Origin of the sequence: Botrimarina colliarenosi, from assembly GCF_007859955.1 — a bacterium.
Classification (GTDB): domain Bacteria; phylum Planctomycetota; class Planctomycetia; order Pirellulales; family Lacipirellulaceae; genus Botrimarina; species Botrimarina colliarenosi.
In genome coordinates, this window is the sequence record NZ_SJPR01000002.1 from 169,335 (window position 1) to 194,832 (window position 25,498).

The window sequence follows — 25,498 nt, forward strand, 5'->3', positions numbered from 1 at the left end:
ACGTTTAGGCCACCGCTTCGGGATCGTTGGGATCGACATTCGCCAGGAGTCGGACAATCCGCTCGACCCCGAACAGGATCATCCCGAGTCCGCTGATCGGGACCGCCGCGTAGACCCACCCCATGCGAAGTCCGATTGCGGCGGTCGTTTGCCCCGAGCGGAGCGTCTCGACCATCAGGACCAAGCCGCCGTAGACGAGCACCGAGGCGGCGAAGGCGATCACGGTCATCTCGACCGTCAGGCCGATCAGGCGACGGGCGTCGGGGTGCATCCGACTAGCGAAATAATCGACCCCGAGGTTCTCGCCGCGCGCCGAGGCGGCCGCCGCGCCGAGCATCGTCAGCCACACCAGCAGCAGCCGCGCCGACTCCTCGGTCCACCAGCTCGCGGCGCCGAGGGCGAAACGTGTAAAGACTCCCCAGGCGACGATCAGCACCAGGATCGCCAAGATCGATCCGGCCGCGGCGTCGAGCATTCGCTCGACCACCCGCGCCAATCGGAATAGCGGCGTGGTTGGCTTGTTCATTCGGTCTCCCGGACGCGGGCCATGAGCGCGCCCACGGCGGTGCCGTCGTACGAGTCGTGCATCGGCGCCACGCGCTCGGCAAAGCTCTTCGTGTCGGGATAATGCAGGTGGACGCCCGCCTCTTCAACCGCCTTCAGTGATTCCTCGGTGCGGACGCGCCACGCCTCACGTTCCCATTCGGACGACTCTTTCGCCGCCTGCCGGAGCCACGCTTGCTGCTCGGGATCGAGACGCTCCCACCAAGAGCGGCTGATCAGCAGCAGGTCCGGCACCCGGGTGTGCTCGTCGAGCGAGTACTCTTTGCAGACCTCGAAGTGGCGGCTGGTCCAGAAGCTCGGCGGGTTGTTCTCCGCCCCATCGACGAGGCCTTGCTGCAAGCCGGTGTAGAGCTCTCCAAAGGTGAGCGGCGTCGGCGACCCACCGAGCGCCTCCACCATCCGCATGGCGGTTTGGCTGTTCTGCACCCGAAGCTTCAGGCCGCGAAGATCGTCTGGCTGCAGGATGGGGGTCGACTTGGTGTAGAAGCTGCGTGCGCCGGCGTCGTACCAACAAAGCCCCATCATGCCACTGTCGTCGCCCGAGACGAGCAGCTCATCGCCGATCGGTCCGTTCAAGACGTTCCAGAACTGCTCCTCGCTGCGGAACACGTAAGGCACGCCGAAGATCGCCATTTCCGGGATAAAGCTCTCGAGCGGGCCGGTCGACGTCTTCGTCATGGCCAAGGCGCCGCGTTGCAGTAACTCGATGCACTCCGTTTCACTCCCCAGCTGTCCGTTGGGGGCGATCCGCATGCGGACGGCGCCGTCGGAGAGCTCTTCCAGTCGCTCGGCCATTCGCTCCATCGCCAAGTGGACGGGATGGCCGGTGTCGAGGCTGTGCCCCAACTTCAGGACGACCGTGTCGCTCTTCCCGGAGGTATGCCGGCTCCGCTCAATCAGGGCGTAGGCGCAGGTCGTCAACAGGCAGCCAATCAGGACTCCGGCTGAAAGGATTGAGGACGTTTTGGACAGGCTCGAATCGGGCAACGGATGTCCTCGAAGAGCATTGAAGTTGTGCGGGTTCAAACCCGCGGGTGATTCTCGTAAACGCTAACCGCCACGCCGTCGGCTATCAATGGCTTTGCCGCGTCGCGACTTGGATGACCGAAAACTCTGTTCGACTCCACAACCTTGGCGCCGCCCGCGGCTAGCGCCGTCGGCTCACTAGCGGGGACGCAGCGCCGATGACGAGCAGCAGGCTAAGGGGCTCGGGGATCGCGACGCTCGACACGACGCCTTCTCCGTAGTGCGTCGCCCAAACGTCGTAGTCCGCCATCGTGAAGCCGGCGCCAAAGCCGTCGCGCCAGACGGTGTAGTCGCCCGCGTTGACGACCCCGTCGGAGTTGTAGTCGCCGAGGATGCCGGTCTCAAAAGCGCCGAGATCGGGCGCCAAACCCGAGAAGGGCAGACCGATGTTCTTGCCGGCGTCGATCAGGTTGCTGTCCGGCGCGAGCCGCAGGAAATCACTAACCGGTAGGCTGCCATCGGCCTGGCGTGGCCCGCGGGCGATCGTGTCGTCGAGCGACAGAAAGTCGGCCGCATTGACCGAAATGCCGTTCCACGTGTTCGATTCGCTGGTGACCCCCGACTGAAACGTGTCGGACTGACTCCCTTGCAGGGAGACGTTGTTGGTTAGCAAGTGCTTGTTAACGGTCTCGGACGCCGTCTCGTCGAATTGCCAGTTGCGGCCCGAGTCGTAGACCGTCGAGTGTTTGACGAACACCCCAAAACCGTTGCCGTTGACGTCGATACCCCGGACCTGGTTGTCCCAGGCCAGGACGCGATTGAGCGTGTGGGGCCCGGCGTCTTGGCCAAGCTTGTAACCGTTGCCGTCGCCATTGAAATTTCCGGCGGTGAGGTCGCCGTCTTCCAACGCGTCGGCGTCAAAGAACCGCGGGATCAGTTTGCCGTTGTCAAACGCCCATGAGTCTTCGACGGTGACGGCGCCAGCGATGCTCTCCCACATGTCCCAGCCGTCGTCGGCGTTGCCCCAGGCGCGGGCGCCACGAACCACATTCCCAGGCCCCAGGTCGGTGAACTTGATGGCGAAGCCGTCGGCGTTCTCGCCATTGTTGGAGGGGTCGTAGTTCTCGTAAGAGTCCGTATTCAGGATCAGGTTGTGGGAGGCGGAGCCACTCAGTTGCGTGCCCGAGTCGCCGTTCCAGCGGGTGACCATTCGCTCGTACGTGCCGTGGCTGGCGCCGCTCCAGATGCCGTTGTCGCGGGCGTTCTCGATGGTCAAGCCACGGAGGTGGACCCAGTCGGCGCCGTCATCTACCTGGATGCCCCGGCCGCTCGACTGGCCCCAGAGGCTGTTGGACATCGACGAGAAGTCGAGCACGGGCGTCTCGTCACCGTAGGCCCAGATGCGGAGGGGGGCGGTCTCCGTCCCCCCTTCATTGCCGCGGATCTGGATGCGGCTGCTTAGCGAGTAGGTCCCGCCGCGGACGTAGAGCGTGTCGCCCGGATCGATCTGGTCGATTGCGTAGTCAAACGTGGCCCACGCCGAGCCGATGCCGCCATTTCCGCCGTTGCTCCCTGTCGGTGAGATGTAGTATTCGGCGGCCCACGCCGAGCCCATCGAAGCGAGCACGATACTCGCTAGCGTCAAGCTAACTCTTCGAAGCGTCATCGGTTTGCCTTCTCGTTCCGTGTGTATCGCAAAGGACGCTAATACGCGTCGCGTTGGTGCGTGATCATGTCGAGGTAGACCTCAAGATTCGTCAGGCCAACGGCGCCGTCGTTCTCTCGCAGGGTCAGGCCGTTGCGGTCCTCGGGATCGTTGGGGTCGAGGCCGTGGGACCTCTCGAAGGCGTCCGCCATTCCGTCGCCATCGCAGTCGAAGCCGGCGGGGCGATGAACCTCAGGGAGGTCGTTAACGCCGGGGAGCACGCCGTCGCCGCCGCGATACACTTCTTGTGAGTCGATCACCTTGCCAGAGCGCGTTTCGAGCGAATCGATGACCCGCTGATCAATCGCGTCACGCCACAGCGAAGCGCCGACGGATGCGGCGACTACTGCGTAGGCAGCCGGCGCCTTGAGGATGGTGCTGTCGGGGACGGACGCTAGGAACCCGAGCGGTTCGCCTTCGCTGCGGACCACGTCGTCGTCGTCCAGCCCATCGAAGCCGACCGCGATTTGCTCGTCGGTCTCGTAGAGAACGCCATTATGGCCAGCGTCTTGGTCGCGGTCGTAGCAATTGCCGCGTTGGTAGATTTGAGTTGGCGACTGCGGACCGCCACCACCACGGAAGAAGTACTTAGACGCCTTCATCGGCCCCGCGACGTAGTAGTTGCCGACGAGGTTGACCCGCGCTCCGCCCAGGTTATTTCGGTGGGTCGCCTGTTCGCTCCAGTCGTAGACAACACAGTTGACGATGTTGACGTCGGTCTGCAGCCGGTCCGCCTCCGCAAGGCCGGGCCGGAGGAATTGCTGGCCGCCCATCGACGGGTTTCGCGCCCGGTTATGGGCCCAGAGATCGCCGTAGAGGGTGTAACCGCCGCGGTTTGCCTGCTGGTCCTGGGGGGTGACCATCCCGCGAACCAAGCTGCCGTAACCGTGCGCGCCCTTGGCATGGTAGGAACGATCAAGCGCCTCGGCGACGATCGAGTGCTGGACGGTCACGTCGCGGGCGTTGGTGATCGACAGCGTTTCGTCCATGCCCCACGACGTTGAGACGTGGTCGAGGATGACCCGCTCGGAGCCGCCGCCGATCTGGATCGCGTTGGCGCTGGAGGCGTCGAGGTCCCCGGCGCCGGCGGGGTTCTTGTCGGTCCGGTTGCGGGCGTTCAGATCGCCGCAACGGACCCGGAGATGCCGGATGACAACATCCTTCGCCCGCGACACCTCGAACGGGTAGCCGAAGAGCGTGACGCCTCCGGGGGAAGTCTGTCCTGCGATGGTGAGGTTGTTCTTCTTGACCTCGAGTGGCTGCTTTAGACGGATCACGCCGGCGACATCGAACACGACGGTCCGCGGGCCGGTGGCTGAGCGAATCGCGTGTCGCAGGCTGCCTTCGATCTTCGGTTCGTCCGATCTAGTCGAGTAATCGGCAAGCGACGTAACGTGGTAGACATCGCCACCCCGCCCACCGACCGACGCAGCGCCCTGGCCCACCGCGCCGGGGAAGGCGAGCGGCTGCTCGGCGGCGCTTGGCGTCCCTACCAAGAGGAGGGCGTATCCAAGCCAGCGGTTTGATAGAAACTTCACGGCGGTCCTTTGTTGCTGGCCTAGACGGGTTCGCGATAAGAACGCCGTAATGTGGACAGGAGGCCCATCAGCACGGCTCCCACGAGCGCTGCGGGCTCGGGGACCGACGTCCCCGGGTTAGCAGCGGCCGTGGCCCCGTAGTTGGCCGCCCAGAGGTAGTAGTCTTGCGCCGAGTAGACGGAACCGAGCCCGTCGCGCCAGACGGTGTAGTCGGCCGCATCGACGGCGCCGTCGCCGTTGAAGTCACCGGCGAGCCCAACGGCTACCCAGACGCTGTCGCCGACCGTGACGGCGCTAAAGCCGGCTGTGATCGATGAGAAGTCACCAACAACTTCGTCGGCCGTCAGCACCTTCCAGGCGCCCGCCGTCGGCGCGAAACCGTCCCGCAGCGTCACCTCGAGCGCGCCGCCGAGCGTCGCGGTTCCGGTGACAGTCACGGCGTCTTGCATCGCGGCTGCGAGTTCGATCTCCAGGGCTCCGGTGCTTAAAGACAGATCGCCATCGATGTCCAGGCCGCCGATCCCCAAGCCGGGCGACAGTTTGCCGCCGGCGACGGTCAAGTCGAACCCAACCGCCTCGGTGACGAGCTCTCCGCCGGTGAATGACAGCGTCCCGCCGATTCCCTTCGTCAGCGAGGGGGCGACGAGTAGTCCGCCGGTGATCGACAAATCGGCAACCGCGCCGTCGACGTCCCCGATGACGACCCCTTCGGCGGTGTCGAGCCAACCGTTGCTGATGGTGAGCGACGCGTCGTCACCGGGCGCCCCGCCGATCTTCAGCAGCCCCGCATGCTGCCCGACCGCGTCAACGACGACGTCGGCGTTGCGGATGATCGCCAAATCGTGCCGCGACGGTTGCCACAGGCTGCCCGCGGTCACCCCCCCGTCGTCCGTCCGCCAGTTCTCGATGCGGGCGAATCGGGTTCCGGCGTCCCCCGTGAAGACGATCGGCGCCGACGCCGGGAACTCCCCCCGCTCGTTGATGAACTCGATGAGGTTGATGTAGCCGTCGGTGTCGAAGTCTAAATTCCAGTCGGCCGCCGAATTGGGGTTGAGGCCGTGGGCGATCTCCCAGGCGTCGGGCATCGCGTCGCCGTCGGTGTCGTAACCGGCCGGGTGATACGAGGCCGTGGCGCCGTTCACCATCGCTAGTTCGGCAGGGAGCGGAGCGTCCGGCTGGGGGCCGTTCGCCGGCGCCGTGTTGTTCACGAGGTTACTGATAATCCGTTGGTCGATCGCGTCGCGGCCCCATGCCGAGTTGCCCGCATGAGCGACGATCGACCGATAGGCGTCGAGCGCCGACTGTGTCGTCACGGGAGCCGTCGCGACCGGCGTCGCCCGCTGCGTCAGCGTCGACTGCGGCGACGTGGTTTGCAGCTGGAACATGTTCCAGCCCGTGTCGGCGCCGTTGGGTTCGCCCGAGGGATTCAAGGCCCGATCGGAGTCGATGAAGTTGCCCGACTGGTACGCTTCGACATCGGTATTCTTGTCGATTATGAACGCCTTCGTGGCGTTGCTAGCTGACCAGGGGCCCGCAACCAGGTAATTGCCGACGTAGTTGACATCGACGTGCTCGGTCTCGCTCTCACTGCTGCCGCCTGCGTAGGTGGCGCGACCCCCCCAGTTGTAAACGACGTTGTTGCGGACATCGGCTGTCAGCAGCGACTCGTTGTAGGTGCCCAAACGGGGCTGACGGCTCTCATTGTTTGCGTAGAGGTTGTGGTGGATCGATACCGAGGCGTCGCTCCGCGTGCGAGCAAGCGTGCCATACGAGTGCGAGCCCCCCGTCGCATCGGCGATCAGCGAGTACTGCACCGTGATGTTGGTGTTATTGTTGGCGATCGAGAGGTTCTCGTCCTCGGCCCACGTGGCGGTGACGTGGTCAAGGATCATGTTGGTGCCGACATTCGTGGGCGTCGCTGAATTACCGCCGGCGAAAGTGATTGCGTCCGACCCGTTGCCGGTCCCTTTCCGGAACGTCATGTAGCGCAACACAATGTTCGAGTTGTCGTAATTGTTGCTGTGGGTGATCTGGACCGTGTCCCCGGTCAGCGTCACCTCGCCGGGGGCGGTCTGGCCGGCGATGTAGTAATTCGACAGGTTCTTAATGTCGAGGCTGTCGCTGGTGAGCTGGATCGTTCCGGCGACATCGAAGACGATGATCCGGTTCGAGGTTTTCTCCTTGAAGGCGTCGCGGAAAGAGCCAGCCCCGGAGTCGTTGAGGTTAGTGACGTGGTAGACGGTGGCGTCCGAGAACCAACCCGCGGCGGGCGCCGTTCCAGTGAAAGAGCCGCCAAAGCCCTCGGCCCCTGGGAAGAAGGGGACCTGCCCGATGACCGAGCTGGATGCGGTCGCTAGCAGGACGCCTAAGGCGAGGCGGACATGTTGCATCAGTTGGAATCGCATGGCGCCAAAACGGCTCGGAGACGAAGGGCCCAGGACGGCAAAGGGAGGAAAGCCCGGCCGCTCTGGGGAAAGTGCGGAATAGAAGAAGGGCCGACCGGCGTCCTCGGAAGACGCCAATCGGCCCAGGCTTACAGCGCTTTGGAAGCCGGATGTATCAGCGACGCCGACGCAGCAAAGCAGCGGCCCCAGCCAGAGCGATGACGGCGGCGGTGGGCTCAGGAACGGCTTCAAAGGTCAGCGTGGCGCCCGGGCCTGATTCCTTCGGCCAGAAACGCGCCTGGTTGCTGCTGGTCGCCTCATTGCTGCGGAGGATCAGGAACGTCACTTCGCCGTTCGTGTCGGCGTTCAGGAACGCGTCTAACGCGGCGCTCGAGAACGAGTAGGGGTCGTTGAGGACCTGCGGACCATACGGCTGATCAGCGACCAAGAGCGTCAGATTGGCGACGTCGAGGTCTTGCACCTCGTCAAACGAAGACATCGCAGCGGTTTCAGCCGTCGGGTCAATGCCATCGGGAAGAAGGCCGGGCGCGTTGTTGTAGGTTACCGTCGTTTCATCCCAGAGAGTCTCGTCAGGGTCGGTTTCATTGAGGCCGTAGAGCTTCAGGCCGTTGCCCGTACCGCCGTCGCTGCGCTGCCAGAACAAGTTCAACGAAACATTCGAGACGCCCGAAGGAAGGCCGGTCGTCGGGAAACGCAGCAGGATGATGTCGTTGTCGTCCGCGTCGATATCGGTGCGCGCGTTCATCTGATCGTTGCCGTTACGATTGCTGTCCGCACCGTCTTCACGGACCCAGGTGTCGTCGGCAACGTTGATCGTCGCCGCCATTGTCGATGCGCTCAGACCGCCAAGAGCGGCAATCACTGCGGCGTGAAGAAGAAGTTGGCGATTCGATGTTGTGGGCCACCACGGCTGCCATTTCATGAGATGCACTCCCCCGCTTTTAGGCGGTACTTTCGAGGACGACGACGGGTGAAAAGTGATGACCGTCCCAGTGGGCGTCGCGCCCCGCCCGGGAGGGACGGTTTCGAGAGGGGCTGCGTCTTTCCACCCAGGGTGGCGAGACGCGGCGTCTCGAGAGGAAAAGGAGCTAGAAATCCCGCTGAATCACGGGAGATCAGCTCTTACGCTAGCCCCCGGGAGACAGGGACTCAATGACCCTAGCTTGCAGAGCCAGGGGGGATTTACGCATGGCGACACTCCCAACGGGCAGGGTCAAAGCGCACTCTTCGGCCGCCGCTTCAGGTTGCAGTTCATTGCCGCCGGGTGCTGCGTTATTGCTGCCCCGCTTTGCAATCAGCGCGCGTGACCGGGGCCGCCGATGCCGGATATCATAGAGCCATCTTCACGGAGACTGTCTCCCCTCGTCTAATCCGGTTGTTCAATTCTTTACTAGGTGCAATCGCCAAGTTCATTCGCCACGCCGTCGTGGCGGGCTTTGAACCGGCGACCGGCCCTTGGCTTTTGTCAGCCTGGCCGATCTTTCTCCCGCTTGCTTTCGACTGCTATGGCGACCTTGGGTCAAAATCTCTCGTCTATTACGTCGAACGGCGCTGCGGCTAACGACGCCGTTGCTCGCACGGGAGCCGTCGCTGCGATCGTACGCGACGCGGTGCTCACCCAGCCTGTCTGGGACATGCACACCCACCTCTACCCGCCGACGTTCGGCACGCCAAGCCAATCGGCTGGCCAGCCCAGCGACCCGAACGGGTTGCTCCTCTGGGGCGTCGATGAGCTGCTGACCTACCACTATCTCGTCGCCGAGACGTTCCGGGTCGTCCCAAACGCGGAGCTCTCTTATGCGACCTTTTGGTCGATGAGCAAGCAGGACCAAGCCGACCACATCTGGCGGCAATTGTTCCTGGAGCGGAGCCCCGTCAGCGAGGCGTGCCGCGGTGTTTTGACAACGCTAGCTGCCCTCGGGCTTGACCCGGGCGAGCGCGACCTGGGCCGCTACCGCCGCTGGTTCGCCGAGCAAGAGCCGAGCAAGCACATCGATCGGGTGATGGAGCTGTCGGGCGTGTCGCGGATCACCATGACCAACGCCGTCTTCGACGATAACGAACGCCTGCGTTGGCTGGAGAATCCACAGGTCGCCGCCGACTCCCGCTTCGCCGGCGTGCTCCGCTTCGATCCGCTGGTGCGAGACTGGCCCGCCGCCGCCGCGATGCTGTCGCGTTGGGGGTACCCGGCGACCGAGAGCCTCGACGAGCCCAGCGTGCAGAACGCCCGCCGCTTCCTCAACGATTGGATCGACCGCGTCTCGGCCATCTACTGCGCCGTCAGCCTGCCGCCGACGTTCCGCTACGAGTCGCCCGAAGACGGCACTTATAGCAGCCGCGTGCTCAGCGAAGTCGTCCTCCCAGTTCTGGCAGAGCGTGGCCTGCCGTTCGCGATGATGATCGGCTCCCAGCTGCAGGTGAACCCCTCGCTGCGTGACGCGGGCGACATGGTCGGCATGTCCGACGTCAACAGCGTCACTCGACTAGCGAACGACTTCCCGGACAACCGCTTCTTCTGCACGATGCTAGCGCGGGAGAACCAACACGCCCTCGCCGTTGCGGCCCGCAAGTTCGGCAACCTGATGGTCTTCGGCTGCTGGTGGTTCCTTAACAACCCGTCGTTGGTGGACGAGATCACACGGATGCGGGTCGAATTGCTTGGGCTCAGCTTCATCCCGCAGCACTCCGACGCGCGGGTCCTCGAGCAGTTGGTCTACAAATGGAGTCATAGCCGGCAGATCATCGCCGACGTCTTGATCGACAAGTACGCCGACATCGAACGGACCGGCTGGCGTGTCAGCGAAAAAGAGATCCGCCGCGACGTCCGGCTCTTGTTCGAAGGCAACTTCTCCCGCTTTGTCGAGGCGCCCGCGCCGTGAGCATTTCCCTTCCCTCGACCGGCGTCGGGCCGGCTCTCGTCCAGCCGGGCCTCCTAGGAATCGAGCCGAGCTTCGGCTTCGGTGACCGTTTAGGCTTCGCGACGCCGGGTCACCTATTGGCGTTGCAAGAAGCGGGCGGAGCGATCCGGGGAATCTTCGCCCAGCAATCGATCCGCGAGATGACGCGGACGAATCGGACCGCCACCGAGGTCATGGCCGCCGCGTCCGACGCGCTCTCGGCGGCCGGTTTCTCCGATCCGTGGGGCGCCGACGCCGACCACCTCAAGACGCAAGACGACGTCCGCCAGACGATGGCGGCCGGCTTCGTCTTCTTCACGCTCGACCCGTCCGGGGATGTCGACCAGCAGGCCGACAACTACGCCCCCGCCGAACTCGCCACCCGCTTTGAGGCGTGCAAGCCCTTCACCCCCTGGCTCGACGCCTACCGCGGCAAGACGGTGCGGTTTGCCTCGGGAGAGATCGTCTTCGACGAGCCCACGCTCGCCCGCGCGGCCGTGAAGTACGGCAAGGCGATTCAGACGACCATCGCGTTGGGGCGTTTCGTCCAAGAGGAAGCGGCTCGGCTCAGCAAGCCGTGCGAGTTGGAGCTCAGTGTCGACGAGACCGAGCAACCGACGACCCCCGCCGAACACTACCTGATCGCCGACCAACTCCGCGCCGCGGGCGTGCGGCTCGTCAGCCTCGCTCCCCGGTTCGAAGGGGACTTTGAGAAAGGGGTCGACTACAAGGGCGACATCAAGTCGCTCGAGCGGTCGCTGCGTTTCCACGCCGAGATCGCCGCGGAGATGGGCCCCTACAAGCTGTCGCTGCATTCGGGTTCGGACAAGATCTCGATGTACCGGCTGCTGTCGCGGGCGACCGAGGGGCGCTTCCACGTCAAGACCGCCGGCACGAGCTACCTCGAGGCGTTGCGCGTCGTCGCCCGCTGCGACGACGAGCTCTTCCGGCGAATCATCGATTTCTCCCGCGGATGCTACGACCGCGACAAAGCCACCTACCACGTGAGCGCGACGCTCGCCGACGCGCCGCCGCAAGCGGAGGTCGCCGATCCGGTCGAGCTCGAGCGGCAGTACCTCGAGCGTTGGGAGGACGTTCCGGCGGGCGCCGGCTTCACCGCCCCCGGGCGGCAGATCTTGCATTGCACTTTTGGATCGGTCATGACCGATCCGGAGCTTGGCGCGGCCGTCAAGGACGTGCTGCTAGGCAACCACTCTTCTTATTCGGAGGTCCTTCGGGACCATTTCGTGCGACATCTCGACCCGCTCCGCGAGGGCTAGTCATCGACTTGATGAGCCGAGCCGGATTGCGCACGACGAACGCTGAATTCTTTTCGCTGACAACTTATCTCGACAGGCGAGTCAGGAGACGCAGATCATGCGGCTTACTTGCTGGAACTCCCGCACGCAGCGGACGAGCGGTTTCACTCTCGTGGAACTGCTGGTTGTGATTGCGATCATTGGGATCTTGGTGGCCCTCCTTCTACCGGCCGTGCAAGCGGCGCGAGAGGCGGCCCGACGCACGCAGTGTATTAATCAGATTAAGCAGATCTCGCTAGCGATCCACAATCACCACGATGTGCGACGCGAGTTGCCTCCATCACGGATTAACGATGGGCAAGCGACCTGGCTTTGGCTAATCCTTCCGCAGATGGAAGAGCAAGCGCTATTTGACATGTGGGATTTTTCGAAGGGCGACTTCTACGATCTCCCGGACTCGGTGCGATTTCAGGTGCTCCCTAGCATCGTCTGTCCGTCACAGATTCACGATTCACTAACCATTGAGGTAATGCCCGGCGACACGCACTCGCACTCCCAGTCTACCTACGCCGGTGTGATCACCGACTACAGCCCGTCGGCGATCTCAACCTGTGTGTCACTGACTTCGAGTTCGACGGAAAATGCCAAACGCGCGGATGGAGCGATCGTTCCTGGAGATTTCGACCGCTCGGGAGGGAATTTTCCCCGGACGATTCCCCGCTATTGGTCAAGGACTTCCTTCGCCAAGTTAACTGACGGCACGTCCCTGACGCTAATGGTTGGGCACGCGAGCAAGAAGGAGTCCGAGGCGAAGCATGCCTTCGGCGGAGACGTGGAGCCCGGCATACGCGCAGGTGAGTTGGCCCCGTTCTCGAAGGGGCCGGACGAAAGCGGATTCGGCGGACCCCATCCGGGTGTCGTGCTCATGGGAATGTGCGACGGCCAGGTCCGTCCCGTAAAGCTCGATATCGACCCTGCCGTTGTCGATCGGATGGTCACACGGTCTGGTGACGACTATTACGACGAAGATCAGCCGGCTTCGGGGTCGTGCGCCCCGGTCATCGTGAATCCTTTTTGACAAGCCCTCACAATGAAGTCACGGATAGATCATCGGTCCCCACTGTCTTTGCTCGTGTCGGCCAGTTGCCTCCTGCTGGTCGCTGGCTGCGACGGACCCGCGCGGGTAAAGGTGTCGGGCCGAGTTTCCCGCACTGACGGCGCCCCAGTCGCCAGCGCTCGCGTCCTATTTCGATCGCAGGAAACGGGTAGTTCCGCGAATGGTATAACCAACGCCGAAGGGCACTACGAGTTGGGGGGGCTAAAAAAGGGAGACGGGGTGCCCCCGGGGCGCTACCAAGTCGCCATCAACGAGAGTCGCGGCGGCTGGGACAACCCGAAGCCTCGGACAATCAACGCCGTCTACGAAAGCCCGACGACATCGGGACTTGAATGTGTCGTCGAAGCGTCCGCCCGGTCGCAGGTCTACGACCTTGAGCTAAAGCCTCCTAGCAAGACCAAGTGAAAGCTGTACTTATCTCACTGCAACCTCGGAGTTTCTGCGATGTCCTCTTCTGCTAGTCACTTCTTAAGGCTTTTAACCGCATCCGTCGCGATATCCGCAACCCACGGCGCTTTGGCCGCCGTCAACTTTGTCGGAACGCCGAGCCCCGCCGCCAACGGAGACTTTAACAATGATGGCGTCGTTGATTCGGCAGACTACACCGTCTGGCGAGACAACGATGGCGGCAGTACCGCTTTGCCGAACGACAACGGATTAGGGACGCCGATCGGGGGCGGCCACTACTCACTCTGGAGTGGTAATTACGGGGCGGTAGGCGGCACCGGCTCCACTCTTGCGTTTGAGAACCCGCTGAATTGGGACCCCTCCAATTTTGATCCGGTACCTGTGGCTGGTGTCGAATCAACCCCTCCCGGACGTGATTCCATCTGGTTTATCGACGGCAACTCTGAAGACATCACCGTCGTCCTTACCGATGAGCGAACAGGTGAGAACGGAACGGAGCAGATGGGGACTTTTGCGTTTGGCGGCGAGTCCGGCACTGACGACTTCAACGCAAAGACGACAGTAATCTTCAACAACAGCGTGACACTGACGGCGATCGAGCGCAATTCGAGTGGCGAGCCAACCGGTACGGTGAGCGGCACCCGTCCCATACGGCTCGGCCGAGAAAACATCAATCCAATCGGCACCCTTGCCGGAGGCACCACAGAGACTGCGCCGTGGGCGATTCTCAAGCAGACGCACGGAACCCTGCAGTACGTACCTGAAGTTCCGGCCAACAATGCGACAATTGATTTCTCTCGAGACAAACCCAACTCGGCAGGTGCTCTCTACGAGATTAGTGGCGACGCGGTTCTGAATTTACACGGCGCGATTCGTCTCGGTGATCGCGATAACGGTGGATCCCGCACCACACCTGGCGCTATCTTCCGCACCCGAGGCTCGGACGCCACGGTCAATGTCGAAGACTACTGGAATGAGAGCCGTCTCGGGCTTTGGGACCACGACAACGACATCACTTCTGATAATCCGTTGGGAGTTACCCGCATGAATCTGGGCAAATTCGTTACGGAGTTCGTCCTCGACGCGAACGGAGCTTCAACGGTTGTCGTGAACGACGAGCTACGCCTCGGCCGCTCAGAAGACCTCGAAGGGAACCGTGAGTTTGGTTATGCGTTCCTAAGAATCAAGCTTTCCGAGCCGACGACCGCCGGTTCCGGAGCCGTTGGTTCTGGTGACGAGATCGTCCTGTTCCAAGCCGATCGTATCACGTCGGCGATTGATGTCGACAACGACCCGCAAGTGGAGAGCGGTGAGATTGAGGCAGGGCGATTCTTTGATCCCGATCGGGCTGGATTCAATTCTGGCGGCACCGCGATGTTGCCGCACGCCGGTCTTTGGGAAGGTTCCAAAGTACGTGCCGACTACGCTGGTGCTGCCTACGAGTGGACGATCAATTACTTCGACTCAGACGACGATAGCATCGTTGTCGACGCGGTAACGTTAAGCGACTTGGTCGTAACGGGAACGCCAGGCGATTTGAGTGGCAACGGCGTCCTCGGGGCCGAAGATCGGTCGTTGCTAGTGAGCATGATTGCTTCCCCACCGAGTATTGCGATCGCCACGGCTCAAAACCTCTTCGACCTCAATGCAGACGATGCCGTTGACGCCATGGACTTGGCCGCGTTTGACGCGAACTTCGGGATGCCGGCTGTTGCTGTACCCGAGCCGGGCGCCTTGGCCCTCCTGCTGCTGGCCGGGGCCGCCATTGCGGCCTGTCGTCGCTAGTTGAACGACTGTCAGTCGCCTGACTAACGGTCCGGCGGCAGCCCTTGGGGTGGGGGCTGCCGCCGTTTTTTTGCTAACTTGATTACATTGCTCTGCTCAGGAACTTCCCATGTCGCTGTGTCGTCGCCTTGTCGCGATCTCCTTGCCGTCGTCCATCCCGATGTGGTTGCTAGGGCTCTGGCTCGTTTCGGCGCCTTGTTGCCTCGGCGCCCCGGGGTGGGACGACGTCCCGGCGATCTTGGCCTCGATTGTCGAGCCAACCTTCGCCGACCGCGACTTTGCGGTGACGGACTACGGCGCCAAGGAAGGGAGCAAGACCGACTGTCGCCAGGCGATCGCCGACGCCATCAAAGCGTGCCACGACGCGGGGGGGGGCCGGGTCGTCGTGCCATCAGGCGAATGGTTCTGCCGAGGGCCGGTTCACTTGCTGTCGAACGTGAACCTCCATCTCGCCGAGGGCGCTACGCTGCAGTTCAGCAACAAGGCCGAGGACTTTCTGCCGGCGGTCCTGACGCGGTTTGAGGGGACCGAGGTGATGACCTACTCGCCCCCGATCTATGCGCTCGACCAGCACGACATCGCCGTCACCGGGAAGGGCACGATCGACGGCGGCGCCGACGACGATCACTGGTGGGAGTGGAAGCAGAGCGGCTCGAAGGACATCAAGCGGCTCGGCGCGATGGCCGAGGCGGGCGTCCCGCCGGCAGAACGCCAGTTCGGCGGGACCCAGCTGCGCGTCAACTTCGTGCAGCCCTACCGCTGCGAGCGGGTGCTGATCGAAGGGATCACGGTCCACCGATCTCCCATGTGGTGTCTCAACCCGGTGCTCTGCAAGAGCGTCACGGTCCGCGGCGTGACGGTCGATAGCCACGGGCCGAACAACGATGGCTGCAATCCCGAGGCGTGCAGCGGTGTGCTGATCGAGAAGTGCTTCTTCGACACCGGCGACGACTGCATCGCGATCAAGTCGGGCCGCAACGCCGACGGCCGCCGCGTCGGCCGGCCGAGCGAGAACATCGTCGTCCGTGGTTGCACGATGCGTGACGGCCACGGCGGCGTCGTCCTCGGCAGCGAGATGTCTGGCGGCATTGAGAACGTCTTCGTCGAGGACTGCGACATGGACTCGCCCCACCTCGAGCGGGCGATCCGGCTGAAGAGCAACTCGATGCGTGGCGGCTACCTCCGCAACATGCAAGTCCGGAATATCAGAGTGGGCGAGGTGAGCGACGCCGTCTTCCGGGTCAACCTTGTTTACAGCGAGCCCGAGTCGGGCCCTTACCCGCCCGCAGTGAGCGACGTCGTCCTCGAGAACATCACCGCCGAGAAGTGCAAACGCCCGATGCACCTCGTCGGGCTCCCCGAGTCGCCGATCCGCGGCCTCACGGTTCGGAATTGTCGATTTGGCGGCGCGAAGCAGCCCAGCCTGATCGAGCACGTCGAATCGCTCACGCTCGAGAACTACACGCAGCCGGAAGACTGACCGTTAAGGCCGCTCACGCAGGGCGTCCGTCTCGACCATCGGGGCGAGCTCTGGGCAGACGTCCCGCAAGTCCTTGGCCACGATGGCCGCGACGCGGCGGGCGCCCGCCGGCGTGAAGTGCGTCCGGTCGCCGACGGGCTGCATCCAGTCGCTCGAGCTCTCTCCGAGCCGGTCGAACAGCTCGCGGGTCAAGCGGTTCAAGTCGATGGCCGGAACGCCGACTTCCGCGGCGACAGCGAGCGCCGCCTCGGCGTAGGGCCGGTTGCCACCGTCGGCCGTGACGACGCCCTGATCGGTGTAGAAGCGGCGTGTGGTCGGCGTCACCAAGATCGGCGTGGCGCCCGCCGCACGGGCGTCGGCGACGTAACGGCGGAGGTTCTCGCGGTAGTCACCACCGACGGCGGGGTCGGTTTCACGCTCGGGGCCTTTGCCCGGGTTGTCGTTGTGGCCGAACTGGATGAACACGTAGTCCGGCTTGGTCTGCAGCCCGGCGTCCCAGTGGCCTTCGGCTCGAAAGCTCTTTGAGCTCCGCCCACCGCGGGCGAAGTTCGCGACGACAACACGGTCGTCGAACATCCGCGGCAGCGCCCGACCCCAGCCCTGACTCGGGCTGGTGGCGGGATAGTCCGCCACCGTCGAGTCACCGACAAGCAAGATCGTAACGGTCTTGCGAGGACGAGACTTCGGCAGTTCTTGCGACCTGACGAAGCGGGGTTCGAGCGATGCAACAAGCCCATAGATCGCCTGCGGATCGCCAGGATCGAGGGTTTGGGGAGGTGATTCGATGGATCCGCCGCGATAGACGAGACGACGCGACCCGGCGCCACTTGCGTAAGCCGCAACGGTCGCGTCGGCGCGCTGGACAACCGACTCCGCCCCCCCAGCGACGGGCTCGCTGAAGTCGACATGGACCTCATCGTCGGCGGTCTCGACACCGACCACCGCGGGCGCCGCGGTGCTCTCCGGGTCCCAGTCGTTGGCAAAGGTCCACGCGGCGTCGATCGTGCCGGCGTCCGGCGCGCCGGCGGCGGTCGCCAGGTTGTCGCGGTGCCAGGCATAATCGCCGCCCTTCCGGTGGCAATTGTCGAAGTACTTCCGTTCGTAGGGCGCCCGGTCGACACCGGGCGGCAGGTCCTTGACCGTCAGGATCGGCTTGTCGGCCAAGTTCTCGCCGAACTCGCAGTCGAGCAGATAGAACTGCGCAGGGTAGTGGTTGCGGCCGAGCCAGAACTGCTCCACACCGTCGAACCGGCAGCCCCGCAGGACGAACTTCATGTCGGGGTCCATGTGGCCGTCGTGCCAGATCGCGGCGCTGGTGGTGGGGCACTCGAAGTAGCAATCGCGGGCGTAGCACCAACCCCGCGGGCAGACGAAATCGACCCCACCCCGGAAGCGGCAACTCCGGTGGTAATAGCGCCCGAACGGCGTGTTCCAGAGCGAGAGCGTATCGCCCCCTTCGCTGAGGACGTCGCAATCGCGGAGGATCATCCTGTCGGGCTGGCCATAGACGGCGAAGGCGTGTTCGCGGCTGGTCTGGGTGTTCTCGATGGTGAGGTTCTCGACGACGAGGTCTTTTCCAAAGACGTTGAGCACCGCGGGTCCCGCCGCGTCGTACCGGCGGTCGTACTCGGACCGGGGCGCGTTGTAGGCGAGACGCGTCCCCTGGCGACTCTCGCCCCGCAGCGTGACGCCGTCTTGGTCGATCCGAACCTTTTCGCCATAGAAGCCGTCGGCGATTTCGATGACGACCCGCTCGGTGGTGTCGGCGGGAAGGGTGTCGATCGCCGCCTGGATCGTGGGGAACACGCCGGGCTTGGTGGAACCGGCCTCCACTCGCAGGGTTCGCGGGGCCCCCGCCGCCGGCCCCTGGGCGATCCCAACAAGCGTCAGCGCCAAGGCAATTCTAAGTGATTTCGACATATTTCCCATTGAGAAGGGGGTGGCGCCGGCCCGCGATGGGGGCTCCACGCCAGCGGAAGAAGGGGGCTTCGCGACGAGTGGGGATTTGGGTCTTTGAGCGCCCGTAGATATCCTAGGAAACCGCTATTCTAGCCACGGCGGACGCAAAGGCCGGTTCCGATCTTGCAAACCTCAGCGCCAATGTCGCAAGAAGCCTTACGCTACGCGTCACTTACAGTCAGCGCGATCCTTTTCACTTACGGTCGCTCGTGAGCGGTAGACAACAGATTGCCCTGGCGTTCCCTCGGGGGGCGCATCAAGAAACGTTCATCCACGGCGTCTTCCGCTACGCGGCGGAGCAAGGCCTCAATTGGTCGTATACGATCGCGCCCGAGGCGCTCGCCCTCTCGGTCCTCGATCTCGTCGATTGGCCGGGGGACGGGATCCTGGCGGCCCTCAACACGCTGGAAGAGAGCGAGTACGCCGCCGCGATGTCGCCCCCGGTGGTGAACATCTCGAGCGCCCTGCCGGTCTCGTCGGTGCCGCGGTCGATGGTCGACAACGTCGCGGTCGGCCGGATCGCGGCGGACCACCTCGTGACGCGCGGCCTGCGGAACTTCGCCTTCTACGGCCTTAAGGACATCGAGTACTCCAAGCGACGCTGGGTAGGATTCACCGAGCGGCTCGCCGAGTCGGGGTTCACCGCGACGAAGCACCTGGCGACCGCGACCTTCGGTTTCCGAGGCAAGGTCTGGCTCCGGCAGAACCAGCAGCTGACCGCGTGGCTCAAGACGCTCGAAATGCCGTGCGGCGTTTTTGCGGTGTCCGACTACCGCGCCCGGCACATCCTCGACGCCTGCCACCAAGTCGGCCTCGAGACCCCCCAGCAGGTCGCCGTGCTCGGGGTCGATAACGAGCACGTGATCTGCGAGCACATCACTCCCACGCTCAGCAGCGTCGCCCGCAACGACACGCTCGAAGGGTACCGCGCGGCCGATCTCCTCAATCGTTGCATGCGTGGCGAGACGCCGCCCGAGGGCGACGAGCTGGTACAGCCGCTCGAGGTCGTCTCGCGCGAGTCGACCTCCGCCTTTGCCGTCGGCGATCCCCGGCTTCGCAAGGCGCTGGAGTACCTGCTCGACAACATGACCGACCCGGTCACCGTCGAAGAGCTCGCCGAGCATGTCGACGTGTCGCGGCGGTGGCTGGAGTACGCCTTCCGCGACGCGTTGGGCGAAACCCCCTACCAGTACCTCCAGCGGCAACGACTCATCCGCGCGAAGCACTTGCTGACCGAGGAACGCGACGCCAAGGTCTATCGGATCGCCCAACGGTCGGGCTTCTCGTCGGTGAAGCAGCTCTCGACCGCGTTCCAAAAGGCGTTCGGCCTGACGCCCGGTGAGTATCGCAAGCTGCACGACTGAGGGCGCTCGCCGCTGGCGCTTAAGCGAGCAGGTCGTGCATGACGTTGCCGTGGACGTCGGTGAGCCGGTAATCGCGCCCCTGGAACCGGTAAGTCAGCCGCTCGTGGTCGAAACCGAGCAGGTGCAGCAGGGTCGCGTGCAAGTCGTGCACGTGGACGGGGTTTTCGGCGACGTTGAATCCGAGGTCATCGGTCGAGCCGTAGACGAGGCCCGGCTTGACGCCGCCCCCCGCCATCCACATGGTGAAGGCGTTGGGGTGATGGTCGCGGCCGTCGTCGCCCCCTTCGACCATCGGCGTGCGGCCGAACTCACCGCACCAGATGACGAGGGTGTCGTCGAGCAAGCCGCGCTGCTTCAGATCGGCCACGAGCGCGGCGCATCCTTGGTCGGTATCGCGACAGTTCTGGACGAGGTCCTTCTTGAGGTCGCCGTGCTGGTCCCACGACTCATGGAAGAGTTGGACAAAACGGACGCCACGCTCGACAAGCCGCCTCGCCAGCAAGCAATTCTTGGCGAAGGACGCCTCGCCCGGCTTGACGCCGTAGAGATCGAGCACGTGCTGTGGTTCGGACTCGATCCCAACCGCCTCGGGCGCGCTCGACTGCATCCGGTACGCCATCTCGTAGGAGTTGATCCGGGTGGCGATCTCGGGGTCGCCCATCACGTCGAGATTCTGCTGGTTGAGCGTGTTCACGGCGTCGATCGACGCCCGCTGCAGGGCAGGCGTCACACCGTCAGGGTTCGAAAGATACAGCACCGGGTCGCCAACGGTCCGGAACTCGACGCCGGTGTGGACGGTGGGCAGAAAGCCGGAACCCCAGTTGGCGGCGCCGGCGCTGGGGCCCTTCTTGCCCGAGTTGAAGACCACGAACGCCGGCAGGTCGCACGACTCGCTCCCAAGTCCATAGGTCGTCCAGGCGCCGAACGACGGCCGACCGAACTGCTGCGAGCCGGTCTGCATCAGCAGCTGCGCGGGGGCGTGGTTGAAGGCGTCGGTGGTCGCGGATCGGACAAGGCAGAGGTCGTCGATGACCTTGGCGGTGTGCGGCAACAGCTCCGAAACCTCCAAGCCGTTCGCGCCGGCGGGGGCAAACTTGAACCGCGGCCCGAGCAGCTTCGAGCTCGGGTTGATGAACGCAGAGCGGTACCCCTTCAGCAACTCGGCCGGGGGGAGGGTGCCGTCGAGTCGCTGAAGCGTGGGCTTGTGATCCCACATCTCGAACTGACTCGGCCCGCCCCCCATGAAGAGCAGGATGACGTTCTTGGCCCGCGGCGTGTGATGCGGACGTTTCGGCGCTAGCGGATCGGCGGAAGAAGCGGCGAGGGCCTCGCCGCCGAGCAACGTCTGAAGCGCCGCCGCCCCGAGTCCCACCCCGCACTGCTGCAAGAACCAACGCCGATTAACCGCGGCGGGGTCGCCCGTCGCGGGGGTGTAGCGGCCACAGGGGTAGGGGTTTGTCGCCATGCTCTCGTTGGGCTTTGCCGACGTCATTGCCGGGTGATGGTCTCGTCAAGATTTAGCAGGCATCTCGCCACCAGCGTCCACGCCGCCAGCTCTTCGGAATGCTCTTCGGCGCCGGACACGGCCGCTGCATCGACCGTTCCTGCGGCGATCTCGCTGCGGACCGATCGCAAGTACTCGCCGAGCGTCGTCGCTTCGGCGGCGGTCGGCGGCCGGCTCACCGCCAGAACGAACGCGCGCTCGATCCTCGACTCGTCGGACTCGTCGGCCGCGATCAAGCGCGACGCCATTGCCTGGGCGCACTCGACGAACTGTTGCTCGTTGAGCAGCGTCAACGCCTGAACCGGTGTGTTCGATCGCGAGCGACGCACGCACGCCGCTGCGCCGGTCGGGGCGTCGAAGACCTGCAGGGTGGGGTAGGGGGTCGAACGGTACTTCTGCACATAAAGGCTGCGACGGTACCGTTGGGCGTCCTTGGAGAGGTTCCACGGCTTGGGGCCGTAGCTCGCCGGGGGCAGGAAGAGGAACCGCGGCGCCGGGGGATAAACAGCCGGTCCGCCGATGGCCGGGTCGAGCAGGCCGCTCGCCGCCAGGGCGATGTCGCGCACCGACTCGGCGTCGACCCGCAGCCGCGACGCCCGGGCCAGCAGCCGGTTGTTCGGGTCCCTCTCGCGGTGTTTCGGGGTCATCCGCGAGGCTTGGCGGTAGGTGGCCGAGGTGACGATCAAGCGGTGAAGATGCTTGGGCTTCCAGCCGGAGTCCATGAACTCGACCGCCAGCCAATCGAGCAACTGGGGGTGCGACGGCGGCGGCGACTGAGAGCCGAGGTCCTCGGGCGTCTCGACCAACCCCGTCCCGAAGTAAGCCTGCCACACCCGGTTGACCAGCGCGCGGGCGGTGGTTGGCGAGTCGCGCGACGCGAGCCAGCGGGCGAGCGTAAGCCGCGTCGCCGGAGCGCCCTCGGGAGTCGGGTGGAGGAAGGCGGGCGTGTGCGGTTCGATAACCTGACCGAGGGTGAGGAAGTTACCCCGCTCGAGCAGGTGCGTGACCCGCGCCTCATCACGCTCGAGTGTTACGCACTGGAGTGTCCCCTCCGGGAAGCCGTCGAGCCGCTCGGCGATTGCCCGATTGGCTTCAACCCATTCGCTGCGGGTGGTTCGCCAGTAGTCAAAGACGCGGCCCCACTCCGACTCGCTCCAGCTCTCGGGCGAGCGACCGATGATTTCCCGAACCTCGCGAGGTAGGGGGTCGGCCTCCGGCTCCGGAGTCTTCGTGAGAGAGAATCGGTAGCGGCCCGCAATATTGGTATGGTTGTCGTTGGGGTTCCAGCCGCCATGGTCCTGCTTGAGTCGGAAAGTGAGCGTCCCCCCCGGTTCGACCGCGATGGGTTCCGACAAGACGAACACCGCTTTGTGGTCCCGGTTGCGCGTCGCGGGGCTGCCGTTGGTGTGCCAGCCGGTGGTGAGGTCCTCGTCGATGGCGTACTCGATCGGCCCCAGACGCCGTTCGTCCTCTTCTTTGGTCGTGTCAATGAAGGGGAACTCCATCGGCTGGTCGGGCGGGTCGATGTCGCTCGAGGCCGACACTAGCTTTAGTTGGGTGCGTTGACCGTCCGGCGCCGTGTAGAAGCAGCGGAACTCAGTGAGGGCGTGTGTCCCGTAGATGGACCGCCCCGGCCCGCCGCGCGGCAGAGTGGGGTGGGTGAGGAACTCAACACGGACCGCCGAGTAGGAGCCGGCGGCGGGCTTGGTAGCCATGTCGGCTGTGAGTGGCGAGCCCGAGAACCCGCGGGACAGCACGGATAAGTCGTCGAGGTAGTCGAATTTTTCCCCCGTGAAGTTCTCACGTTCGACGCGGACCGGCGTCCAATCGACCTCGGTGGCGCGCACGCTCTGGGCCCACGCCACGAGCTCGTTGCGCCAATCGGACGCCGAGGACTTCAGGTCCGCTTTGATCGACGCGACGTCGCGTTCGATCTGCTCGATCTCACGTAGCTCTGCATCGGTGTAGACGGCGATCGTCGCTTCGTGGCAGTTGTTGAGGTAGGCGAACAGCCCGTAGTACTCGTCGTGCGAGATCGGGTCGTACTTGTGAGTGTGGCACTGCGCGCACTGCGTTGTGATGCCGAGCACCGCTTTGCCGATCGCGTCGACGCGGTCAAAGAGCCCCTCGATGCGGAACTGCTCGGGATCGGCGCCCCCCTCTTCATTGACCATCGAGTTGCGAAGGAACCCGGTCGCCACGAGCTCGTCCTGCCCGGCGCCGGGCAGCAGGTCGCCGGCCACCTGCTCGATGAGGAACTCGTCGTACGGCTTGTCCATGTTCAGGGCGTCGACTACCCAGTCGCGGTAGAACCAGTTCGTCCGCTGTTTGTCTTTCTCGTAGCCGTCGGAGTCGGCGTAGCGCGCCGCGTCGAGCCACTTCTGTCCCCAGCGTTCGCCGTAGTGGGGCGAGACGAGCAAGCGCTCGACCAGCCGCTCGTAGGCGTCGGGCCGCCGGTCGGCGAGGAAGGCGTCGCGCTCGGCGAGCGTCGGCGGCAGGCCGGTAAGGTCGAGCGTCACCCGGCGGAGCAGCGTCTGTCGGTCGGCGGACGGTGATGGCGACAAGCCGGTCTCATCGAGCCGACGCAGGACAAAGGCGTCGATCGGGTTATCGTCCCAGCCGGCGGGCGCCGATTCGGAAACCTCGGGAACAGCGGGTCGCTGCGGCGCTGTGAACGCCCAATGACCCGTCCACGGGGCGCCTTCGTCGACCCAGCGGCGGAGCCGCTCGATCTCCGCCGGCGACAGCGACTTGTTCGAGTCGGGCGGCGGCATCTGCTCGTACTCGTCGGTCGACAAGATCCGTCGGACAAGTTCGCTCTCGGCAGAATCGCCGGGCGTCACCGCGGCGTAACCCCCGAGGTCGGCGGTCGCGCTCTCACGGCTGTCGAGCCGCAGGTCGGTCGCCCGGCTCGACTCGTCGGGGCCGTGGCAGAGGAAGCAATTGTCCGAAAGGATTGGCCGGATATCGCGGTCGAAGACCAGCGGTTCGTCGGCGCGCAGCGTGAGCGGGAGCGAGGCCAAGAGCGTCGCTAGACCCAACCGTATCAGCAACCCACGTACCACGCCGTCACCAACCCTCAGGGATTTGGAGTCTCAAGCCGATACCTCCATTCTTGCACGGAGCGGGCTTGGCGACCAATCAATCAGGGCCCGGATTGGGACGCGTGCGAGAGGGCTTCGTCGCGGTTGGCCGAACTCCAGTAGCCATAAATCCCGATGACGACGAAGCAGATAAAAGGCAGCACAAAGGACGCTCGCGTCGCCGATAGCGTCATCGAGCCGATTGAGAACGCCGAGCCGTCCATGATGGCCGCCTGCAGGGGGGGCATCACGCAGCCGCCGCCGATCGCACAGATGAGGCCGGCCGAGCCGAGTTTGGCGTCGTCTCCCAGCCCTCGCAGAGCGATGCCGTAGATGGTTGGGAACATCAGCGACATACACGCTGACACGCCCATCAGGCTGTAAAGTCCCGCCATGCCTTGCAGGAAGATGGCGCCGAGCACCAGTACCCCGCCGCCGACAGCCAACCCGCCTAGCAAACTTCCGGGACGGAAGAACTTCAGGAGGTAAGTACAGACAAACCGGCTCGAAACAAAAATGACCATCGCGAAAATGTTGTAGCGTTGCGCCTCGCCTGCGGTCATGTCGAGTTCGTTCATCCCGTACTGGATGATGAAGGTCCAGCACATAATCTGGGCGCCGACGTAAAAGGCCTGAGCAACGACGCCTCCCAAATAGTGCGTGTTTCTAAAGAGGCGGCCGACTTGCGCCGCCAATCGACCGTCCCCGATTTCGTAAGTTTCGCCGGCCGGTAGCTTCGTGACCGCAAACGCAACGAGAGCGACCACCACCACCACGCCAAGCACGACGTAGGGGCCGACGATGACGCCGAGGTCGCTCTGTTGGATCGTTTGGAACGCCGCCGGGTCTGACTCGGCCAAGGCGCGGCGGGTCTCTTCCGTCGCCGGGTCGAGCTTCGCCAGGATGAGGTCCTTCGCGACAAACATCCCCATGAGGGAGCCCATCGGATTAAAGGCTTGTGCGAAGTTGAGCCGCCGCGGCGCGTTGTGCTCGGGCCCCATCGCCAGGATGTAAGGGTTGGCGGTCGTTTCTAGGAACGCCAACCCGCTCGTCATGATGAAGTAGGCCGCCAGGAACGCGGCGAACATCATCGAGTTCCCCGCCGGGACAAACAGCAGGCATCCGGTTGCGTAGAGGGCGAGCCCCATCAGCACGCCGCTCTTGTATCCGAACTGGCGGATAAACAGCGCGGCCGGGATCGCCATCACGCAGTAGCCACCATAGAACGCGGCTTGCACCAGCGAGCTTTCAAAATTGTTCAGCAGCAAGACGTTCTTGAACGCTGCGACCATCGGGTTGGTTATGTCGTTCGCAAAGCCCCACAGCGCGAACAACGACGTCACCAGCACGAACGGCAACAAATACTCGGGCGGGATGACCGGCGACTTGGTCGGCGGGGCGGAATCGGCTTCGGTCATCGAGATCGGCGTTGTTGAAAAAGAGGAGAAGATGAGGGCGGAGCGA

Annotated in this window: 17 protein-coding genes; 7 read left to right on the forward strand and 10 right to left on the reverse strand. The window is 64.2% G+C overall.

What is annotated here, in order from left to right; all coding sequences use genetic code 11:
• Positions 1 to 4: 4 nt before the first annotated feature.
• The 6 genes from Pla108_RS08775 to Pla108_RS08800 all read right to left on the reverse strand — a co-directional run bounded on the left by Pla108_RS08775 (position 5) and on the right by Pla108_RS08800 (position 8,004).
• Positions 5 to 526 (reverse strand): TRAP transporter small permease, encoded by a 522-nt coding sequence (locus Pla108_RS08775; protein WP_146444567.1) that lies wholly within the window; start codon positions 524 to 526, stop codon positions 5 to 7.
• Positions 523 to 1,485: a TRAP transporter substrate-binding protein gene (locus Pla108_RS08780; RefSeq protein WP_231934397.1), complete on the reverse strand. Its 963-nt coding sequence runs from the start codon at positions 1,483 to 1,485 to the stop codon at positions 523 to 525. Before Pla108_RS08780 ends, Pla108_RS08775 begins: the two co-directional genes overlap by 4 nt.
• A gap of 226 nt (positions 1,486 to 1,711) precedes the next feature.
• The gene (locus Pla108_RS08785) at positions 1,712 to 3,196 is read right to left on the reverse strand and encodes a right-handed parallel beta-helix repeat-containing protein (protein ID WP_146444568.1); all 1,485 of its coding nucleotides are present in this window, start codon (positions 3,194 to 3,196) and stop codon (positions 1,712 to 1,714) included.
• 38 nt (positions 3,197 to 3,234) lie between these two features.
• Positions 3,235 to 4,773 (reverse strand): hypothetical protein, encoded by a 1,539-nt coding sequence (locus tag Pla108_RS08790; RefSeq protein WP_146444569.1) that lies wholly within the window; start codon positions 4,771 to 4,773, stop codon positions 3,235 to 3,237.
• Between the two features lie 20 nt (positions 4,774 to 4,793).
• Entirely contained in the window at positions 4,794 to 7,178 is a 2,385-nt protein-coding gene (locus Pla108_RS08795; protein ID WP_146444570.1) for a pectate lyase family protein, read from the reverse strand.
• 154 nt (positions 7,179 to 7,332) lie between these two features.
• A complete protein-coding gene (locus Pla108_RS08800; protein WP_197526408.1) occupies positions 7,333 to 8,004 on the reverse strand; it encodes a DNRLRE domain-containing protein in 672 nt (223 codons plus the stop codon).
• 664 nt (positions 8,005 to 8,668) lie between these two features.
• Here Pla108_RS08800 and Pla108_RS08805 point away from each other — a divergent pair.
• The 6 genes from Pla108_RS08805 to Pla108_RS08830 all read left to right on the forward strand — a co-directional run bounded on the left by Pla108_RS08805 (position 8,669) and on the right by Pla108_RS08830 (position 16,124).
• Positions 8,669 to 10,057 (forward strand): hypothetical protein, encoded by a 1,389-nt coding sequence (locus Pla108_RS08805; protein WP_197526409.1) that lies wholly within the window; start codon positions 8,669 to 8,671, stop codon positions 10,055 to 10,057.
• Positions 10,054 to 11,355, forward strand: coding sequence for a tagaturonate epimerase family protein (locus tag Pla108_RS08810; protein ID WP_197526410.1), 1,302 nt, complete (start codon positions 10,054 to 10,056; stop codon positions 11,353 to 11,355). Before Pla108_RS08805 ends, Pla108_RS08810 begins: the two co-directional genes overlap by 4 nt.
• Positions 11,356 to 11,452: 97 nt before the next feature.
• Positions 11,453 to 12,412: a DUF1559 family PulG-like putative transporter gene (locus Pla108_RS08815; RefSeq protein WP_146445086.1), complete on the forward strand. Its 960-nt coding sequence runs from the start codon at positions 11,453 to 11,455 to the stop codon at positions 12,410 to 12,412.
• Positions 12,413 to 12,424: 12 nt separating this feature from the next.
• The gene (locus Pla108_RS21615; protein WP_146444572.1) at positions 12,425 to 12,856 is read left to right on the forward strand and encodes a carboxypeptidase-like regulatory domain-containing protein; all 432 of its coding nucleotides are present in this window, start codon (positions 12,425 to 12,427) and stop codon (positions 12,854 to 12,856) included.
• A 39-nt stretch (positions 12,857 to 12,895) separates the two neighbouring features.
• Entirely contained in the window at positions 12,896 to 14,644 is a 1,749-nt protein-coding gene (locus Pla108_RS08825) for a PEP-CTERM sorting domain-containing protein (RefSeq protein ID WP_146444573.1), read from the forward strand.
• Between the two features lie 109 nt (positions 14,645 to 14,753).
• Positions 14,754 to 16,124, forward strand: coding sequence for a glycoside hydrolase family 28 protein (locus tag Pla108_RS08830; RefSeq protein WP_146444574.1), 1,371 nt, complete (start codon positions 14,754 to 14,756; stop codon positions 16,122 to 16,124).
• Between the two features lie 3 nt (positions 16,125 to 16,127).
• Here Pla108_RS08830 and Pla108_RS08835 read toward each other — a convergent pair whose 3' ends face one another.
• Positions 16,128 to 18,044: a pectinesterase family protein gene (locus Pla108_RS08835; RefSeq protein WP_197526412.1), complete on the reverse strand. Its 1,917-nt coding sequence runs from the start codon at positions 18,042 to 18,044 to the stop codon at positions 16,128 to 16,130.
• A 248-nt stretch (positions 18,045 to 18,292) separates the two neighbouring features.
• Between Pla108_RS08835 and Pla108_RS08840 the strand changes: the two genes are divergently transcribed.
• Positions 18,293 to 19,447 carry an AraC family transcriptional regulator gene (locus tag Pla108_RS08840; protein ID WP_146444576.1) on the forward strand — a complete coding sequence of 385 codons (1,155 nt, stop codon included), beginning with the start codon at positions 18,293 to 18,295 and terminating at the stop codon, positions 19,445 to 19,447.
• 19 nt (positions 19,448 to 19,466) lie between these two features.
• On the opposite strand, the gene Pla108_RS08845 is transcribed toward Pla108_RS08840, so the two are convergent.
• The 3 genes from Pla108_RS08845 to fucP form a co-directional block, all read right to left on the reverse strand.
• The gene (locus Pla108_RS08845; RefSeq protein ID WP_146444577.1) at positions 19,467 to 20,912 is read right to left on the reverse strand and encodes a DUF1501 domain-containing protein; all 1,446 of its coding nucleotides are present in this window, start codon (positions 20,910 to 20,912) and stop codon (positions 19,467 to 19,469) included.
• 23 nt (positions 20,913 to 20,935) lie between these two features.
• Complete coding sequence (locus Pla108_RS08850; RefSeq protein WP_231934399.1) at positions 20,936 to 23,974, reverse strand: PSD1 and planctomycete cytochrome C domain-containing protein; 3,039 nt, start codon at positions 23,972 to 23,974, stop codon at positions 20,936 to 20,938.
• Positions 23,975 to 24,096: 122 nt separating this feature from the next.
• The gene (gene fucP, locus Pla108_RS08855; protein WP_146444579.1) at positions 24,097 to 25,452 is read right to left on the reverse strand and encodes an L-fucose:H+ symporter permease; all 1,356 of its coding nucleotides are present in this window, start codon (positions 25,450 to 25,452) and stop codon (positions 24,097 to 24,099) included.
• Between the last annotated feature and the right edge of the window lie 46 nt (positions 25,453 to 25,498).